Origin of the sequence: Silvibacterium sp., from assembly GCF_047605705.1 — a bacterium.
Taxonomy (GTDB): domain Bacteria; phylum Acidobacteriota; class Terriglobia; order Terriglobales; family Acidobacteriaceae; genus Silvibacterium.
Map to the genome: position 1 here is coordinate 1 of NZ_JASGFD010000048.1, position 18,401 is coordinate 18,401.

Annotated in this window: 12 protein-coding genes; 8 read left to right on the forward strand and 4 right to left on the reverse strand. The window is 62.6% G+C overall.

Translation table 11 applies throughout. From position 1 onward, the window contains the following. Positions 1-181 precede the first annotated feature (181 nt). The 5 genes from QM649_RS15750 to QM649_RS15770 all read left to right on the forward strand — a co-directional run bounded on the left by QM649_RS15750 (position 182) and on the right by QM649_RS15770 (position 7,176). On the forward strand, positions 182-2,263 hold the full coding sequence (locus QM649_RS15750) for a prolyl oligopeptidase family serine peptidase (protein WP_415200014.1): 2,082 nt from the start codon (positions 182-184) through the stop codon (positions 2,261-2,263). Between the two features lie 404 nt (positions 2,264-2,667). Further along, the gene (gene hemE / locus QM649_RS15755; protein ID WP_415200015.1) at positions 2,668-3,783 is read left to right on the forward strand and encodes a uroporphyrinogen decarboxylase; all 1,116 of its coding nucleotides are present in this window, start codon (positions 2,668-2,670) and stop codon (positions 3,781-3,783) included. Beyond that, positions 3,776-4,738 carry a ferrochelatase gene (gene hemH / locus QM649_RS15760; RefSeq protein WP_415200016.1) on the forward strand — a complete coding sequence of 321 codons (963 nt, stop codon included), beginning with the start codon at positions 3,776-3,778 and terminating at the stop codon, positions 4,736-4,738. Before hemE ends, hemH begins: the two co-directional genes overlap by 8 nt. Positions 4,739-4,855: 117 nt before the next feature. Next, positions 4,856-6,250, forward strand: coding sequence for a protoporphyrinogen oxidase (gene hemG, locus QM649_RS15765; RefSeq protein WP_415200017.1), 1,395 nt, complete (start codon positions 4,856-4,858; stop codon positions 6,248-6,250). A gap of 47 nt (positions 6,251-6,297) precedes the next feature. Next, positions 6,298-7,176 (forward strand): aldo/keto reductase, encoded by an 879-nt coding sequence (locus QM649_RS15770; protein ID WP_415200018.1) that lies wholly within the window; start codon positions 6,298-6,300, stop codon positions 7,174-7,176. Between the two features lie 171 nt (positions 7,177-7,347). On the opposite strand, the gene QM649_RS15775 is transcribed toward QM649_RS15770, so the two are convergent. Continuing rightward, the gene (locus tag QM649_RS15775; protein ID WP_415200019.1) at positions 7,348-7,911 is read right to left on the reverse strand and encodes an anthranilate synthase component II; all 564 of its coding nucleotides are present in this window, start codon (positions 7,909-7,911) and stop codon (positions 7,348-7,350) included. Positions 7,912-7,948: 37 nt separating this feature from the next. Beyond that, the gene (locus tag QM649_RS15780; protein WP_415200020.1) at positions 7,949-8,323 is read right to left on the reverse strand and encodes a DUF6632 domain-containing protein; all 375 of its coding nucleotides are present in this window, start codon (positions 8,321-8,323) and stop codon (positions 7,949-7,951) included. A gap of 269 nt (positions 8,324-8,592) precedes the next feature. On the opposite strand from QM649_RS15780, the gene QM649_RS15785 reads away from it, so the two are divergent. Continuing rightward, positions 8,593-9,210 carry a hypothetical protein gene (locus QM649_RS15785; RefSeq protein WP_415200021.1) on the forward strand — a complete coding sequence of 206 codons (618 nt, stop codon included), beginning with the start codon at positions 8,593-8,595 and terminating at the stop codon, positions 9,208-9,210. Between the two features lie 346 nt (positions 9,211-9,556). On the opposite strand, the gene trpE is transcribed toward QM649_RS15785, so the two are convergent. Next, positions 9,557-11,059: an anthranilate synthase component I gene (gene trpE, locus QM649_RS15790; protein WP_415200022.1), complete on the reverse strand. Its 1,503-nt coding sequence runs from the start codon at positions 11,057-11,059 to the stop codon at positions 9,557-9,559. Between the two features lie 374 nt (positions 11,060-11,433). Next, the gene (locus QM649_RS15795; protein ID WP_415200023.1) at positions 11,434-12,180 is read right to left on the reverse strand and encodes a DUF5677 domain-containing protein; all 747 of its coding nucleotides are present in this window, start codon (positions 12,178-12,180) and stop codon (positions 11,434-11,436) included. 606 nt (positions 12,181-12,786) lie between these two features. Between QM649_RS15795 and QM649_RS15800 the strand changes: the two genes are divergently transcribed. Both QM649_RS15800 and QM649_RS15805 read left to right on the forward strand, forming a co-directional pair. Continuing rightward, the gene (locus tag QM649_RS15800; RefSeq protein WP_415200024.1) at positions 12,787-14,052 is read left to right on the forward strand and encodes a Glu/Leu/Phe/Val family dehydrogenase; all 1,266 of its coding nucleotides are present in this window, start codon (positions 12,787-12,789) and stop codon (positions 14,050-14,052) included. A gap of 696 nt (positions 14,053-14,748) precedes the next feature. Continuing rightward, the gene (locus QM649_RS15805) at positions 14,749-18,228 is read left to right on the forward strand and encodes a carboxypeptidase regulatory-like domain-containing protein (protein ID WP_415200025.1); all 3,480 of its coding nucleotides are present in this window, start codon (positions 14,749-14,751) and stop codon (positions 18,226-18,228) included. The last annotated feature ends 173 nt before the right edge of the window (positions 18,229-18,401 follow it).

The following is an 18,401-nucleotide window of genomic DNA, read 5'->3' on the forward strand; positions in this document are numbered from 1 at the left end:
TACCCATCCCTTCAGCGCAAAAATGCAAAGTCCGCAAAGTTACGCAAAGAGGGATAAGCGAGGATCCGGATGCCCCACCTCTCGATTCTGAGAGGTGGGTTCGTAGAGCCGCAGTCCGCGACCAACGGGAGCGCCACGCGAAGCGATTCGCCCCACGCGGAGTGGTAGTAGACTCGGCTGCATGCCACGCACTGCACGCCTTCTCACCCTGCTTGGGACTGCCACGCTTGCGCTCTCCACTTTTGCCCAAACGCCTGCCCAGCCGCCCGCGCCGCATCCTGTCACGCTCGACGACCTCTTCCGCTTTCACGATGTCGCCAATCCCGAGCTCTCGCCCGATGGCCAGTGGGTGCTCTACACCGTGGCCCACACCGATGAAGAGAAGGACAAGCGGCTGACCGATCTCTACATCACCCGCTTCGATGGGAGCGAGACCCTGCAGCTGACCTACAGCGTCGACAACTCGCCCAGTCAGCCGCGCTGGAGTCCGGACGGCAAGTTCATCACCTTTGAGACCGATCGCCCTGGCAAGGCCAAGGGCACGCAGGTCTGGATCCTCGACCGCCGCGGCGGCGAAGCCCGCCAGCTTACCGACGTGAAGGGTCACCTCGGCGGCTATGCCTGGTCGCCCGACGGCAAGAAGCTGCTGCTCGCCATCACCGCCGATGACGATGACAAGAAAGACCCGAAGGCCGGCGATAAGGACAAGAAGGACGAGAAGCCCAAGCCTGTCGTCATCGACCGCTACCACTTCAAGCAGGACGTCGAGGGCTATCTCAGCGACAACAAGCACGAGTTGCTCTATCTCTGGGATGTCGATACCCACAAGCTCGAGAAGCTGACCAACGACATCAATCACGATGAGAACGATCCGAAGTGGTCGCCCGACGGCACGAAGATCGCCTTTGTCAGCAATCATGACGCTGACCCCGACCGTACCACCAACACCGATATCTTCGTCGTCGATACGAAGCCCAACTCCGCGCCGAAAAAGCTGACCACCTTCGACGGCCCCGACGGCGGCCGCCTCGCCTGGAGCCCGGACAGCAAGTGGATCGCCTACACGCAGGGCTCAGAGCCGAAGTTCGAGGAGTACGACCAGCAGAACCTCGCCATCGTGAATGCGGATGGCACCGGTCAGCGCCTCGTCGCGCCGAAGCTCGATCGCGGCGTCCGCAACCCGGTCTTCTCCGCCGATGGCAAAAGCATCACCGTGCTCGTCGAGGATGACCGCAATGAATACCCGGCAGAAATCGACATCGCCAGCGGCTCGGTCAAGCGCCTTCTTGATGGCGATGGCGTGGTCACCGCGCTCAACGAGGCCGCGGGCAAGACCGTTGTCCTCCGCACCATCGATACCGCGCCCGGCGAACTGTTTGCTTTCGACAATGGCCAGCTGCACCAGCTCACGCATGAGAACGATGCCCTGCTGTCGGAATTGAAGCTCGGCAAGACCCTCGATCTCGAAGCGAAGGAAAAGGACGGCGCAACACCGCACTCCCTGCTCACGCTGCCGCCCGATGCGGTTGCAGGCAAAAAGTATCCGATGCTGTTACGTATTCACGGCGGACCCAACGGCCAGGATGCGCACGCCTTCACGATCGAGCGCCAGCTTTTCGCTGCGCGCGGCTATGCCGTGCTCAATGTGAACTATCGCGGCAGCTCGGGGCGCGGCAAGGCGTGGCAGCAGTCGATCTTCGCCGATTGGGGCAATCATGAGGTCGCCGACCTGCTCGCCTCGGTCGATGAAGCGGTGAAGGAAGGCTATGCCGATCCTGACCACCTCGGCGTAGGCGGCTGGAGCTACGGCGGCATCCTCACCGACTACACCATCGCCTCCACCACGCGCTTCAAGGCGGCCATCAGCGGCGCGGGCATGGGCAATCCCATCGGGCTCTACGGCATTGATGAATATGTGCACCAATACAACACCGAGCTGCTGCCGCCGTGGAAGGCGCAGGAGACCTACATCAAGCTCGCGTATCCGCTCTATCACGCCGACAGGATCAAGACGCCCACGCTTTACATGGGCGGCGACAAGGACATGAACGTGCCCCTCAACGGCGGCGAGCAGATGTACCAGGCCCTGCGCACGCTCGAAGTGCCGACCGAGCTGGTCATTTATCCCGGCCAGTTCCACGGCTTCACCAAACCCAGCTTCATCAAGGACCGCTACCAGCGCTACTTCGCGTGGTATGACAAGTGGGTCCTCAACAAGAACACGCCCATGCCCGCGAAGGACGCGTCGAAGGCCGCGGAGTAAGAACAACCGGGAAGCCCCATCCATGACGGCAGTCAGTCATGGGTGGGTCTCCGCGGATCTCCGCCCCCAGTGAACAAGAAACCATTCACCACAGAGGACACAGAGAGCACAGAGGAGTTCGTGCTTCCGCACGCATCCCTTTTTCAGCGCAAAGACGCCAGGAACGCCAAGTCCGCAATACCTTCTCTATGTTGTTATTCCGACCGGAGCGAAGCGCAGTGGAGGAACCTGCGGTTTTTCGTTCTACAGAAGGATTCCTGCCCTCCCACCCAAGCGGAGCTTGGATGGGGCACCCATTTCCATTCCACGGCAAAGATCCCCGGCGGTCACGTCTAGGGCACAACGCCCGTGTCCGCCGACACGGAAGAATCGGACGCGGTACCCTATTCTGTTACCTCATTCGCATGACACATCGCACGGAAAAGCCCGCTTCGCACGCTCCTGACGAAACCAGCCTTATCACCGGAGGCACGCGCTTTGTCCGCGCCTGCCTCCGCCAGCCCGTGGACCGCACGCCGGTCTGGTTCCTGCGCCAGGCGGGCCGCTACATGGCCGAGTACCAGGCTGTGCGCCGCCATCATTCTCTGCTCGAAATCTGCAAGCAGCCGCAACTGGCCGCCGAGGTCACCATCACCGCGGCTGAGAAGCTCGACGTGGACGCGGCCATCATCTTCGCCGACCTGCTGCTGCCCTTCGAATGCATGGGGCTGCCCTTCGAGTTCCTGGCCGGCGAGGGCCCGGTGGTGCACCACCCTGTCCGCACCGAGGAGGACATCGACCGCCTGCGCACCGACCGCGCCTCCGAGCTCGACTACGTGGCCAAGGCCATCGAAAAGGTCGTCGCGCACTTCAAGGATCGCCTCGGCATCATCGGCTTTTGCGGCGCGCCCTTCACGCTCGCCAGCTACATGATCGAGGGCGGCAGCTCGCGCAACTACATCCACACCAAGACGCTGATGTACCGCCACCCCGACGCCTGGCGCCGCCTGCTCGACAAGCTCAATACCGTGCTCGTGCAATACGCGCAGCAGCAGGTCGAGGCCGGGGCCGACGTCATCCAGGTCTTCGACAGCTGGGCCGGTGCGCTCTCGGTCGAGGACTACCGCGACTTCGTGCTCCCCGCGACCACCACGCTCATCCGCCAGATCCAGGCGCTCGGCGTGCCCGTCATCTACTTCGGCGTCGATACGGCCAGCCTGCTGCCCGCCATGCGCGAGACCGGCGCGGACGTCCTCGGCCTCGACTGGCGCACCCCGCTCGCGCAGGCATGGCATGGCCTCGATTACGCTGTCGCCGTGCAGGGCAACCTCGACCCCATCACACTCTTCGCCGAGCCGGAGCTGATTCGCAGCCGCGTCCGCGGCATCCTCGACCAGGCCGCCGGACGCCCGGGCCACATCTTCAATCTCGGCCACGGCATCGTGCCCAACACGCCGGTCGAAAATGTGCAGCACGTCGTCCGCTTCGTCCGCGAATACGCGTCAGAAAAGGCCGCAAAGGGAGGGGAAAAGCATGGCTGAGAAGACCGCAGTCCTCCTGCTCGCGCACGGCACGCCGGACTCGCTCGACGAGATTCCGGCGTACCTCTCGAACATCACCGGCGGGCGCCCCATGCCCGACCATGTGATCGAGGAGATTCGCCACCGCTATTCGCTCATTCCGCCCAGCCCGCTCACCGGCATCACCATGGAGCAGGGCCGCCTGCTGGCCGACGCCATCCAGACGCCGGTCTATGTGGGCATGCGCAACTGGAAGCCCTACATCGCCGACGTGGTCGCCGAGATGAAGGCCGACGGCGTGACGCATATCGCCGCCATCTGCCTCGCTCCGCAGAACTCCCGCACCAGCGTCGGGCTCTACCGTAAGGTGCTCTATGCTGCAGCCGAAGGTCTCACCATCGAATTCATTGACGGCTGGGCGGATCATCCGCTGCTGGCGCAGGCCTTTGCCGAGCGCCTTCTTGCCGTGCTCACCCCCTTCGAGGCGGAAACGGGACATCGCATTCCCGTACTTTTCACGGCGCACTCGGTCCCATGCAGGACCGTACTGACGCCTGCTGCATCGGAGACTGGAACTCAGGCCGGAACGCAGTCGCCCGATCCCTATGCCATCGAGGCCAAACACACCGCTACCCTCGTCGCGCAGCGGGCGGGGCTCGAAGACGGCCAGTGGTTTTTCGCCTTCCAGAGCCAGGGCATGTCCGGCGGCCCGTGGATCGGACCTACCGTCGAAGACACGCTCGATACGCTTCACCAGCAGGGTGTCCGCGAGATTGTCATCGACCCCATCGGCTTCCTCTGCGATCACGTCGAGATCCTTTACGACATCGACATCGCCTTCAAGGAGCACGCAGCAAAGCTGGGCATGACGCTCCGCCGCCCTGAATCGCTGAATGCCTCTCCGACGCTCACCGCGGCGCTCGCCGATGTGGCCCGGCGCGCCCTTGTGGCTCTGGAATCCGTCCACGTGAGCTAGGGCACTGTCATTCCCACCGAGCGAGATGTTTTTCGTCTCGCTTCGGTCGGAATGACAATTCTTTTATGGATGAGTGAAGGGAATACGAGCGTGAGTTTGCAGCTAGGACCAGACCCCATGAAGCGTATCGCGGTCATCGGCGGAGGCATGAGCGGCACCGCCGCCGCCTACCAGCTTGCCTGCGATGGGAAGGCCGAATTCACCCTCTACGAGGCATCGTCGCGCCTGGGCGGCATCGTCGAAACGGCGCGCATGGAGACCGCCGAAGGCCATTGGGTCATCGAATGCGGCCCCGATGCGTGGGTGACGGAGAAGCCCTGGGCGCGCGAGCTTGCGGTCGAGCTGGGCCTCGAGCACGAAATCCTGCCCTCGAACGATGCCGCGCGCCGCACCTACCTGCTGCGCGACGGGCAGCTGCTGCCCATCCCCGACGGCATGCGCATGATGGTGCCTACGCAGTGGGAGCCAATCGAATCCTCGCCGCTCTTTTCCGACGAGGCCCGCGCCGCCTATCGCCGCGAGGCCGAATCCTCGGAGCAGCTCAAGGCGGAATCGCTCCCGGAAGACCAGGACGAGTCCGTCGCCAGCTTCGTCCGCCGCCACTTCGGCGAAGAGGTCACCCGCACCCTCGCCGGGCCGTTGCTTGCGGGCATCTTCGGCGGCGACGTGGAGACGCTCAGCGTCCGCGCCGTGATGCCCGCCTTCGTCAAAATGGAGCGCGAGCACGGCAGCCTGATCGTCGCGCTGCAAGCCCGCAAGTCGTCTGGCGAGAAGCCGCAATCCGTCTTCACCACGCTGACCAGCGGCCTGCAGACGCTTGTCGACCGCATGCAGGCAGCCATCCCGGCTGCGAATCTCCGCCTGGAGACGCCGGTCACTGCTCTGGCCCGCGAAGGCTCGCAGTGGCGAGTGAGCACCGAGACCGGCTCCGAAGTCTACGACCACATCGTGATTGCCACACCCGCCCACGTCACCCGCCGGCTGCTCGCTCCCATCGACGGAAACTTCGACCGGCTTCTGGAGATGGAGACCACCTGGGCGATCATCGTAGCCCTCGCCTTCGCTCCTGAGGACACGCACAACCTCCAGATTCCCGAAGGTTTCGGCTATCTTACCGCCGATCCAGGCCCTACCGATCTAATGGCCTGCACGTTCGTCGACCAGAAATATCTCGGCCGCGTGCCCGAGGGCGCCGTCCTGCTCCGCGCCTTTTTTGGCGGCCAGGCCGGTATCGGTCTCCACGGCGAAACGGACGAGGCACTCGCGGCTCTCGCACTGAAGCAGCTTTCGGATGTTCTGGGTCCGCTACCCGCGCCTGCGCTCACCCTCGTCCGCCGTGCGCCGCGCTCGCTGCCGCAGTATGCCATCGGCCATCCTGCACGGATGGAAGAACTTGCCGCCCTCACGGCGCGGTTCCCGGGCCTGCAGCTCGTCGGCAACGCCTACCACGGCGTCGGTCTTCCCGATATGATCCGCCAGGGCCGCGAGGCCGCCCGCAACGCTGCATCCTGAGCCTCCGTTTCCTGACGCCTTTCCCCTCGACAGGCATCTAACCCGGCATGGCCACCAAAGAACTGCATGCAGCCGCGAGCGGAACGTTCTCACTCGGCGGAGACCTCACCATCCACCGTCTCGGCTACGGAGCCATGCGCATTACCGGCGAAGGCATCTGGGGCGAACCGAAAGACCCTGAAACCGCGAAGCAGGTCCTGCGCCGCGTCGTCGAACTCGGTGTCAACTTTATCGACACCGCCGATGCCTACGGCCCCGACGTCAGCGAGCGCCTGATCGCCGAGGCGCTCTACCCTTATCCGAAGGACCTGGTCATCGCCACCAAGGGCGGCCTCACCCGCCAGGGTCCGAACAAGTGGCTGCCCGTGGGCAGGCCCGAATATCTCCAGCAGTGTGTCGAGCTGAGCCTGCGCCGCCTCAAGGTCGAGCGCATTGACCTGTGGCAGCTGCACCGCATCGATCCCAAGGTGCCGGTCGAGGAGTCGCTCGGCGTCATCAAGGAGCTGCAGAAGCAGGGCAAGATCCGCCACGTCGGCCTCTCCGAAGTGAACGAGAAGGAGATCGAGCAGGCGCAGAAGGTGCTGCCCATCGTCTCGGTGCAGAACCAGTACAACCTCGGCGACCGCAGACACGAGAAGGTCGTCGAATACGCCACGAAGCACAAGCTCGGCTTCATTCCGTGGTTCCCGGTAGCAGCCGGTCAGCTGGCACGGCCGGGCGGACCGCTCGACTCGGCGGCGAAGAAGCACAACGCGACTGTCGCGCAGCTCTCGCTGGCGTGGCTGCTCCATCACTCGCCCGTCATGCTGCCCATCCCCGGCACCTCGTCGGTCAAGCACCTCGAGGAGAACATTGCCTCGGTGGATGTGAAGCTCTCGGCCGAGGAATGGAAGGCGATCGAAGAGGACGCGAAGAAGTCGAAGTAGGGGCATAGGGGGTAGGTTCGGCTTTCCAAGGTCGCGCCTTCCCGCCTGAATCCTCGCCCATGGGGGAAACCGCAGGTTCCTCCACTTCGCTACACTTCGGTCGGAATGACAACTTCTAAGAACAAAAGGGCAGCCTCATCGGCTGCCCTTTTTCTATTGCGGTATGAAACCTTACATCTCGAGGAAGTTCTGGATCAGCTTCTTGCCGTCGCTGGTCAGCACGCTTTCCGGATGGAACTGTACGCCCTCGATCTTGTGGTGCCTGTGGCGCAGGCCCATGATGGTGCCGTCCGCCGTGCGCGCCGAGATTTCCAGCTCCTCAGGCAGGTTCTTCTCCGCCACGATCAGCGAGTGATAGCGGGTGCAGGTCATCGGCGTGGCAATGCCGGAGAAGACGGTCTTCCCATCGTGCTCCACCTCGCTCGTCTTGCCGTGCATCAGCTTGGGCGCCCGCACCACGTCGCCGCCGAAGGCCGCGCCGATGGCCTGATGGCCGAGGCACACGCCGAGAATTGGCACCTTGCCCGCGAAGTGCTGGATGAGATCGATGCTGATGCCCGCTTCCTGTGGCGTGCAGGGGCCAGGGGAGAGCAGGATGCGCTCCGGAGCCAGCGCGTCTACTTCGTCCACCGTGAGCTCATCGTTGCGGCGGATCGTCATCTCCGCGCCAAGCTCGCCCATGTACTGCACCAGGTTGTACGTAAAGGAGTCGTAGTTATCGAGAACGAAGATCATTGGCCTGCTTTTAGTGTACGCTTCGCCGGAGCGCGATTCACGCGGCTCTCTCCGTTCGCCACATGAGCACGCCCAGCAGGATCGCGACGAAGAACAACGCAGGCACATCCCCGATGAGATGGCCGGTCTCCATCGTGTCGGAAGCCGATTGCGCGGCCATGATCGCCCCATGCACGACACTCGACCACACCGTGAACCAGATAAGGCTGCGGTGAGCCTGCGGGTTGCGCGAGGCCAGCAGCAGGAAGACGCCCAGCGTGGCATAAACGCCGATGATCATCCACAGGTAGTGAGAATGGCCATGTCCCCAGGTCCATCCGGAGGGCCAGACGATCCCCAGCCCGTAGATGCCAAAGATGAAAATGAGCCCGACGACGATTAAGGCAACGCGAAGCAATCGATCCGCATTCATCTCTTCCCTCCTGACTGGCCGTCCACGGTACATCCAGCCGCAGGGCATGTCCAGAGCTTCCTATGCCCGGTCAGGCGTTTGTCGCCCGACGCACACATCCCTGCAGACGTTGTTCCCTGCGAGCCACACAAATCTGTGTGAGGAAAAGAATGGTAAGCTTGCGGCCGGAGACGTTCCTCGGCCTGCGAAGAGCAGTGCTCTTCGTGGAATCGAGCCGTCCAATGAGCAGGAAGCAGGTCAGCAGGAAGCAAGCTCCGGAGGGTTGTGCCATGAAGCTTTCCGTCGTCGCTCTTCTTCTCAGCGCGAGTATGAGTAGCGGCATCGCCGCCGCGCAGACAACTGTCACCACGCAGACCACCAACACCGGCACGCCTTCGCAGCCGACCCAGGACGCGGCCGCAAGCCTGCGCAGGAAGACAGAGGCCACGCTCCAGCAGATGGCCCAGCAGCAGGCCGATAAGGCCAGCTGCCCGGTTGAGCTCACCAGCGCCAATTTCGCGCCTTATGCCATGCTGGTGGCGCCGGGCTCCCCAAACCATAGCCCACGGCCAGTGCTCGATCTCGGACTGCGCAACCGCAGCGGCAAGTCCATCGCCTCGGCGCAATTGGTCTTCCGGCTGCGGGTCAAGCGCAGCGTGTATGACATGCAGTCTTACCCGCTCGATGTGCCGGTCACGATTCAGGGGGTGAAGATCGCCGACGACAAGCTCGAACAGCTGGAACATTTGTTCCTGCCCGGCGACCTCCACCCCGTCAGCATTCTGGGCGCGACGCTCAGCAGCGTGACCTATACAGACGGCACGAGTTGGACGCCCACGCTGACCCAGACAAGCGCCCAGGCCTGCAGTCTTCAACCGAACGGCATGCAGCAGATCGCGGCGAAGTAGCGGCGAAGTAGCGGCGAAGTTTGGTGGATTTTCAGAGCGAGCGTTGCGATCCTTGCTTTCCCACGCAAGCCAGCTTCGGGCTTGAATGGGCCACCGCCTGCATCCTGCGAACCCACCTCTCGAAAGAAACGGGATGTGGGGCACCCGTCAAAGGTTCGTACCTCCCGCCCAAGCGGAGCCTGGACGGGGCACCCTTATCCTCGCTTGAAGAAGGAGAAATGCAGGTTCCTCCGCTTCGCGGCCTGCGGCCGCCTCGGTCGGAATGACAGATCGTGTTCTTGCACCCTCGCCTGAACCCTGTCCCGCGACCAGCGGGAGAGGAGGCCGAAGGCGATTGCCCGGGCGGCTAGTCCCGGGCGCGCTCGATGGCGCGCACCACGGCGCGGGCCTTGTTCGTGCACTCCTCGTATTCCTTCTCCGGCACCGAGTCGGCGACGATGCCGGCTCCGGCCTGGATGTGTCCCTGCTTGCCGCGCATGAGCAGCGTGCGGATGGCGATGCACGAGGTCAGGTTTCCGGAGAAGTCCGCATAGAGCACGCTGCCGCCATAGATGCCGCGCCGCGTAGGCTCGAGCTCCTCGATAATTTCCATCGCGCGGATCTTGGGTGCGCCGCTCAGCGTGCCCGCCGGGAAGCAGGCGCGGAAGGCGTCGACCGCGTTCATACCCTGGCGCAGTTTGCCTTCGATGTTGCTGACCAGGTGCATGACGTGCGAGTAGCGCTCGACATGCATGATGTCGCTGACCTTGACCGAGCCGAACTCGCTCACCCGGCCTACATCGTTGCGGCCAAGGTCGACGAGCATCACGTGCTCCGAGCGCTCCTTCTCGTCGGCCAGCAGCTCGCCTTCGATGCGCACATCTTCTTCGGGCGAAACTCCGCGCGGGCGCGTGCCGGCGATGGGACGATAATCCACGCGATCGCCCTGCACCCGCACCAGCAGCTCCGGAGACGAACCTACGATGTGCGTGTCCGCAGCCTTATCCACGCCGAAACGCAGGAAATAGAGGTAGGGCGAGGGGTTCACGATGCGCAGCGAGCGATAGATCTGGAAGGGATCGACGCCGGGTTGCACGTCAAAGCGCTGCGAGAGCACCACCTGGAAGACGTCACCGGCGGCGATGTACTCCTTGGCCTTGTCAACGGCCTTGAGGAAGCTCTTCTTCGAGGTCTTATTTTCGATCTTCAGCTTGCCCGAGGGCTTCTTGGTCGAGAGCTTCGGCAGCGGCTGCGCGAGCCGCTTCGCAAGGCGGTTCAGCCGCTTCAGCGCGTCTTCATAGGCAGCCTGCGGCTTCTGCTTACGCACATCCGCCGTCACGATCAGCAGGATTTCGCGGCGCACGTGATCGAAGGCCAGCACCTCGTCGAAGAACATCAGCGAGGCGTCGGGCATGCCGAGATCGTCCTTCGCTTTTTCGGGCAGCTCTTCGATCTGCCGCACCACGTCATAGGAGAAGAAGCCGACTGCACCGGCCGTGAATGGCGGCAGCCCGGGCAACTTCGCGGGCGTGTGGCCTTCGAGCTCCTGCTTCCACAGCGAGAAGATGTCGCCCTCGACCTTGCGGGTGCGGCCCTTCTCGGTGATCTCGACCTTGCTGCCACGCGAGACCAGCTTGCGATACGGACGGATGCCGATAAAGGTGTAACGGCCTACGTTCTCACCGCCCTCGACCGACTCGAGGATGAAGCACTCGGGCTCATCGGCAGCCAGGCGCAGAAAGGCCGAGACCGGCGTCTCCAGATCCGCGGTGAGCGTGCGATAGAGCGGCACCAGGGTATGCGTTTTGGCAAGACGAAGAAATTCGGCGCGGGCGGGCAGGGCGATCACGTCAGGCATGGCTATCGCCATGGTAAACCGGACTGCTGCGCGCAGGGCGAGGACTGGCCGTTCAGGCGTTTCGCTTCGCGTGGCGCTCCCTCTGGTCGCGATCTGAGATTTTCGGGTGCCCCATCCATGACAAGCGGTTGGTCATGGGTGGGTCTCACAAAGCCCCAAACAGGAGAGCAAGGATAGAAAGGCACCAACCCGGGTGCCTATATCTCGTTCCGCTCGAGATATGGGAGAACATATACCCCCAAAACACTGTCCTCCGAAGCGGCGCGAGTCGAGGGACCCGCGGGCTCCCACATTTAGCAAAGATGAGGTGCCCCGTCCAAGCTCCGCTTGGGCGGGAGACACTACCCCAATCGCGGATGCCCGCCTGAAGCGCGGGCGGGCCTTACTCAGTGATGCAGTCCTTGCTGCCTGATGTGGGATAAGAAATCGCTATAAACCATCAAGGTGTAGAGCGCTCCACACATAAAGATGATTTCAGTCGCACCGGGAAAGCGCTTTGATCCCACTTCGGCGGTAAACAGCGACCACGCAGTAGGATGGACTAGCTTTGAGGAGATTTTATTCACTGCTTTGTATTCATCACCTAGTCCAACGGTTTTCGCTAGGTCGGCCATGGATAAAGGCTTTCGTCTAGTTACTCCCGCGATATCTAATTGATTTGTGAAATCTGTGATGACCTGGTCCGCATCGAATGGCTCGTCACTATTCGGAAATTCCGCTTGTTTTCCGCCAGGAGAGGATAGTCTCGCTGTCCTTGCATCTTGTTCTAGCTTCTTGAGCGCGATGCCGATCTCAAGCCCGTCAATCAAGCGATCATCGGCGAACGCATCGGCATTATCCGGCGATATCAGGACGTACCTAGAAAAGATCGCGATCTCCAAGAGATTTCGGCAAGCCCAGGCCATCTCAATTTGATCGTCTACTTCTAGCGCCTCTCGAAGCTTTCGGTAGTTCTTCTTCGCCGCATCAACGAGGACCAGCATAATGTGGCAAAACTTGCCACTTGATTCATCTGTTGGGCCGGGCATCGCTCGTAGCTCACGATCACAAGCGGCGATGGCCTCCTCGATTTTTCGGATGTTTTCCGAATTGAGCTCCATGCACCAACCTTCCAGAGCCAGCTTCAGGATCATTTGCGCCAGTGTAACTGGCCGACGTCTCGCGGCTCGATTGCGAGCGTGGAAGGAGCCACAGATTCCTACACGTCGCTCGCGTGTTCGCGTCGGTCGGCATAACACTGCGCAGGGGTCATTGCGAACTTGGCGGTCTTCCCTTCTTTGCGCTGAAAAGGGAATGTTCTCTGCGGCGTGAACCCCTCCGTGTCCTCTGCGGTGGATGGTTTTCCCTCTCTAAGACTGGTGTGAGACCCACCCATGACCAACCGCTTGCCATGGGTGGGGCACCCGGCTATCCTCTATTCCCTCGCTTTATACGACTTTGGCACCATCTCAGCTACCCCTTCCGGGCTGGCCAAAGCCTTGCCGCTGGCCGATTTTGGGGCCTATACTCGGTGAGTTTGGCCGAATCCGCGTTTTTTCTGGAGGGGGTCAGGCATGGGCCGTTAGGCTGGAAGCAGGGTTTTACCGGCGAACGGCTTTTTACCGGGTGCTCACCGGCCTGCAACGGCGGCGGCGCACCATCGGTCCTGACATCCGGCCAGCACGATCTGCCGGCAGGGCCGGGCAAGGCTCTTTAACCGGAGCCGCTCCCTTACCCGGAGCTAAGGAGTAGCAATCGTTATGGCAACCATCTCGCTCGAGCAGGAAATCAATCCCTGGGAAGCACAGGCTGCTCGATTTGACTTCGCAGCGCGCAAGCTCAACCTCGATGAAGGTCTCTGGCGCGTCCTTCGCTATCCCTCGCGGGAAATCATCGTTCACTTCCCGGTCGCCATGGATGACGGCCGCATCGAGATGTTCACCGGCTTCCGCGTCCTCCATTCGCAGGCCCGCGGACCGGGCAAGGGCGGCATCCGCTTTGCGCCGGACGTCTCACTGGACGAAGTGCGCGCGCTGGCCAGCTGGATGACCTGGAAGTGCGCCGTGGTCAACATCCCCTTCGGCGGCGCCAAGGGCGGCGTGATCTGCGATCCGCGCAAGATGTCCCAGGGCGAGCTCGAACGGGTGACGCGCCGCTACACCTGCGAGATCATCGAGTTCATCGGACCGGAGAAGGACGTACCCGCGCCCGACATGGGCACCAATGAGCAGACGATGGCCTGGATCATGGACACCTATTCCATGCACATGCGCCAGACCGTCACCAGCGTGGTGACCGGCAAGCCCCTGACTATCGGCGGCTCGCGCGGCCGCCGCGAGGCCACCGGACGCGGCATCAGCATTGTCTGCGACGAGGCACTCAAGCACCTGAACATCGCCCGCGACGGCTGCCGCGTCATTATCCAGGGCTTCGGCAACGTCGGTTCGAATGCCGCCCGCCTGATGTCCGACAAGGGATACAAGATCATCGGCATCGCCGAATATGACGGCGGTCTCTACAACCCCAACGGCATCGACGTCTGCGCGCTCAGCGATTACCGCCAGCGCAACGGCTCGGTGCTCGGCTTCAAGGGCGCCGAGGCCTATGACTCGAACGATCTGCTGATCGCCGACTGCGACATCCTGATCCCGGCGGCGACGGAGAACGTCATCACCAGCCGCAACGCCGACCAGATCCGCGCCCGCATTATCTGCGAGGGCGCGAACGGCCCCACCACCGCGGTTGCCGACGAGATTCTCGCCGACAAGCGCATCTTCGTCATCCCGGACATCCTCGCGAACGCAGGCGGCGTGACCGCCTCCTACTTCGAGTGGGTCCAGGACCGGCAGGGCTACTTCTGGAAGGAAGCCGAGGTCAACCAGAGGCTCGAAAGCATCATCGCCGAGAGCTTCGACGACGTTGTCCGCTACTCCGAGGCACACGATGTGAACAACCGCATCGCCGCCTACATGCTGGCGATCGACCGCGTGGCCTTCAACATCAAGCAGCGCGGGATTTACGCCTAACGGCTCTCGTGCGAGGGTCTAAAGAATAAGGTGTAGGGGTATAAAACCCGGGTGCCCCACCTCTCGATTCTGAGAGGTGGGTTCGCATCATGCGGCGGTAACAAACCCGTTCACCATAGCGGACACAGAGAGCACGGAGGGATTCGTGCTACTGTGCCGCTCCCCTTTTCAGCGCAAAGACGCAAAGCACGCAAAGTTGCGCGAAGTTTCGGGTGCCTATCAAGCCAGACGGTGGCCCTTTCCAGCCAGGTTCTGGCTTGAGTGGCGGCAGACAAACCCGATTCCCCACAGAGGACACAGAGCGCACGGAGGGCTTCGCACTCTCCCGCCCAAGCGGAGCCTGGATGGGGCACCCTCATCCTCGCTTATGAGAAGAGAACCGCAGGCTCCTCCACTTCGCGAGACGAAAGACGTCTCGCTTCGGTCGGGATGACAGTGTTGTTTCCAGTGCAGCGGGCGATCGTCGATACGGTCGCCCGCTCTTCGTGTCTTCTGACCTTATTTCGAGGCCGTGAACCTCACCCGTCACTCAGGCATATGACCTATTGACAGCCGAAAGCGCTAACGAGAATAATTCGCACGCTTGTGGAAACGATACCACCTGCGCACCCCAAAGACCCCGGTTTCAGACCGCCGGGGAAGACACAATTCCAGGTTCACATTCACGCACGCACACCCCTTGCGGAGGCACATGTGATGCATACCCCCATCCAGGCAAGACCAGCACCGCGGCCGCAGCGCCGCAGCGCCGGATTTGCTCCAGCGCTCTTCCTGTTACCCATCGTCATCGTGATGGCCATCTTCTGCGGCGCGATCCCCACGGCTCACGCGCAGAACACCAGCTCCTCGATCTCCGGCACCGTGGCTGATACCTCGGGCGCCGTGGTTCCCAGCGCTTCGGTCACGATCCAGAACACCTCCACCGGCCAGAAGTTCACGGCCACCACGGATCAGCGCGGCGACTACACCGTCACCAACATCCAGCCCGGAACCTATACCGTCGCCGCATCGGCGAAAGGCTTCCAGGGCATTACGCAGAGCAACGTCATCGTCGACGCCAACATCGGCCGGCAGGTGAACTTCAGCCTGACCGTCGGCAACGTGAGCACCAGCGTCACGGTCGAGGCGAATGCGAATGCGCTCCAGACCGAATCCGCGGTCGTGGGACAGGTGGTCACCAGCGAGCAGGTGAAGTCGATCCAGCTCAACGGCCGCAATCCTATTTACCTCTCCCAGCTCGAGCCCGGCGTCACGCGCAACGCGCCGCTCTCGTCCTTCAACTTCGCGCCGGACTTCGGAGGCCCGCAGATCAGCGGCGCGCGTAACGATGAAATCGCCGTGACTCTCGACGGTGCGCCGATGATCCGCACCCGCGGCAACGGCACCACTACCGGCGTTGCCGACGTCGACAGCATCGCCCAGATGCAGATCCTCTCCACCACCTACCCGGCGCAGTACGGCGGCACCTCGGGCGGCGTGCTCGTGCAGGTTCCGCGCACCGGGACTAAGGACTTCCACGGCGCGGTCTTCGAATATCTGCGCAACTCCTTCTTCGACGCCAACACCTGGATCAACAAGCAGTCGTCGAACCCGGATATCGCCGACCACCCCACACCTTTCCGCTTCAACCAGTTCGGATGGAATGTGAACGGCCCGGTCGCCATCCCCGGGGTCGCCGAAGGCCTGCGCAACAAGCTCTTCTTCCTCGTCGGGCAGGAGTACCTGCGCTATCGCCAGTCGCCTACGCAGACAGGCGTGGTGCCGACCACCCTCATGCGTGAGGGCAACTTCAGCGAACTGCTCTCCACCAACATCTTTATGAGCCCGGTACAGCTCGTGAACCCGAGCACCGGCGTGGCCTATCCGAATAACGTCATCACCAGCGGCCTCAGCGCCAACGGCCTGGCGCTGTTGAATGCCTATCCCGCACCGAACGTGAACGGCGCCAGCTTCAACTGGGAAGACTCCGCGCCCTATCCGCAGAACCAGCGCAAGGACACGGTCACCCTCGACTATCTCCCGGCCGCGGGCCAGCAGCTGCGCTTCTCGTTCCTGCACTACACCTTCTACCAGGACTCGCCCTTCTCGGGAAATTTCAACCGCACCCCGCAGGTATGGAATTGGCCCGATGAAGTCGGCGTCCTGCACTACACGTGGACGATCAATCCCACCACGGTCAACGACTTCACCGCCTCGGCGTCGGCCGATCACGTCACCATCACGATCGACGAGTCCAGCGGCCTCTACAACCGCACCCAGTACGGCATCGATTTCCCCTACCTGTTCCCTGCCGACGAGAAGCTGATCCCGAACAAGATCCCCACCATCGAGCCGCAGGACTTCACCACGCTCGACGGCGGTCCGTATCCCTCGCACTCCGGCGGTCCGGTGATCGCGTTTGCGGACAACTTCACCAAGATCATCGGCAGCCACACGCTCAACTTCGGCGGCGTGTACCAGTATTCGGGTGAAAACGACTTCGACCAGATCGACGTCAGCAACTCGACGCCCGGCGCGACCAACAACCAGAACGGCCAGTTCATCTTTACCGCTCTGCACAACAGCCAGCCCACGACCGGTGCGGGCGTAGCCAATGCCGCGCTCGGCCTCTTCGACAGCTACGGCGAAATCGGCCAGAAGTCTTACACGCTCTTCCGCACCAACTCGGCAGAGTTCTTCGCGCAGGACACCTGGCGCGCCACGCCGAAGACGGTCATCGAATACGGCGCCCGCTACAGCATCTTCCAGAACTACTATGCGCTGTGGGGCAACCAGTCGATGTTCAACCCCAACTACTATGTTCCCGGCGATGCGCCCACCGTCGATCCGACGACGGGCACGGAGACCGGCGGCAACATCTTTGACGGCGTCGTGATCCCCGGCAGCGGCTTCCCCAGCAAGGCCCAGGGACACGTCCCTGCTGCCATCCTCAACGGCCAGTACAACGATCTCTTCCATGGGCTCAGCAAGACCTACTCGCCCACGGTCTGGTCCTACATCCAGCCGCGCCTCGGTGTCACCATGCAACTCACGCCCATGACGGTCTTCCGTGCGGGCGGCGGCCGCTTCGTGCAGCGCCTCGGCGTGAATGACGATGTCCAGCTCGGCGGCAACGAGCCCTTCCAGGCGGCCGAGTCGGTCACCAACGGCAACGTCGACGATCCCGGCGGCACCACTGCTGCCCAGTACCCGCTCCAGCTCTCTTCGCAGGCTTATAACCTGCCGGCGCCGGAAGCGTGGGCCTGGAGCGCGACCGTCGAACAGGAGATCCCGAAGTTCGCGACCTTCACGCTCTCTTACGTGGGCCGCAAGGGTATCCACCTGCAGCAGCTCGCGAACATCAACGAGCTCGAGCCTGGAACCATCCAGGCGAACCCCGATGTGACGGCTCCCGATGCGCTGCGCCCCTACCAGGGCTTCGGCTCCATCGTCGAGACCTCCGACCGCGGCAGCTCCTCCTACAACGCGCTGCAGGCCAACCTGAAGCGCCGCCTCAGCAAGAACGTGCTCTTTGGCGTGGTCTACACCTGGGCCAAGCTGATGGACTTCGGTTCCAGCCGCGGGTATGAGCTGCCGAACTTCCGCGACCGCAACATGAACTACGGCCCGGCCGACTTCGATAACCGCAACACCGTGGTCGTCGACTACGTCTGGAACATGCCGTACACCGATCACTCCTCGAACTGGTTCCTGCGCAACGGCCTCAGCGACTGGCAGCTCTCGGGCGTGACCCAGCTGCAGAGCGGCGTGCCGCTCACCTCGATCGACAACGGCGATGACTATGCCGGCGTCGGTCCCGGTGCCGGCAACCAGCTCTGGGTACTCACCCGGAAGCCGGTCGTCCGGAAGAAGTTCGGCACCGGCGACTGGTTCGATCCCTCGAACTTTGCCGCTCCGGCCGAAGGCACCTTCTCACCGCGCGGTACTCGCAACCAGATCTACGGACCTGGCTTCCAGAGCTGGAACATCGCCCTGCAGAAGCCTTTCCACGTCATCCCCGGCCACGAGAACCAGGCACTGACCTTCCGGGCCGAGGCCTTCAACTTCACCAACCATCCCAACTGGGATACACCGAACGAAACGCCCGGCAGCGGCACCTTCGGCGAAGTCACCACCAAGGGCCAGACCTACTCCTCAGACCGCGAAATGCAGTTCAGCCTGCGTTATCAGTTCTGAGGTTTCCACGGAAGCGCCGGCAGCGAAACAGGCTGCCGGCGCTTTCCCTTTTGCGGCACACACCGCAATTCCACTCAATCCCGCACCGCTTGTTTGCATGCCATCAAGCCTGTCTGCGCACCGTTGGTGCATAATTGCCCTTAGACCCATCGCATTTTGCGCCACCGGGTCCC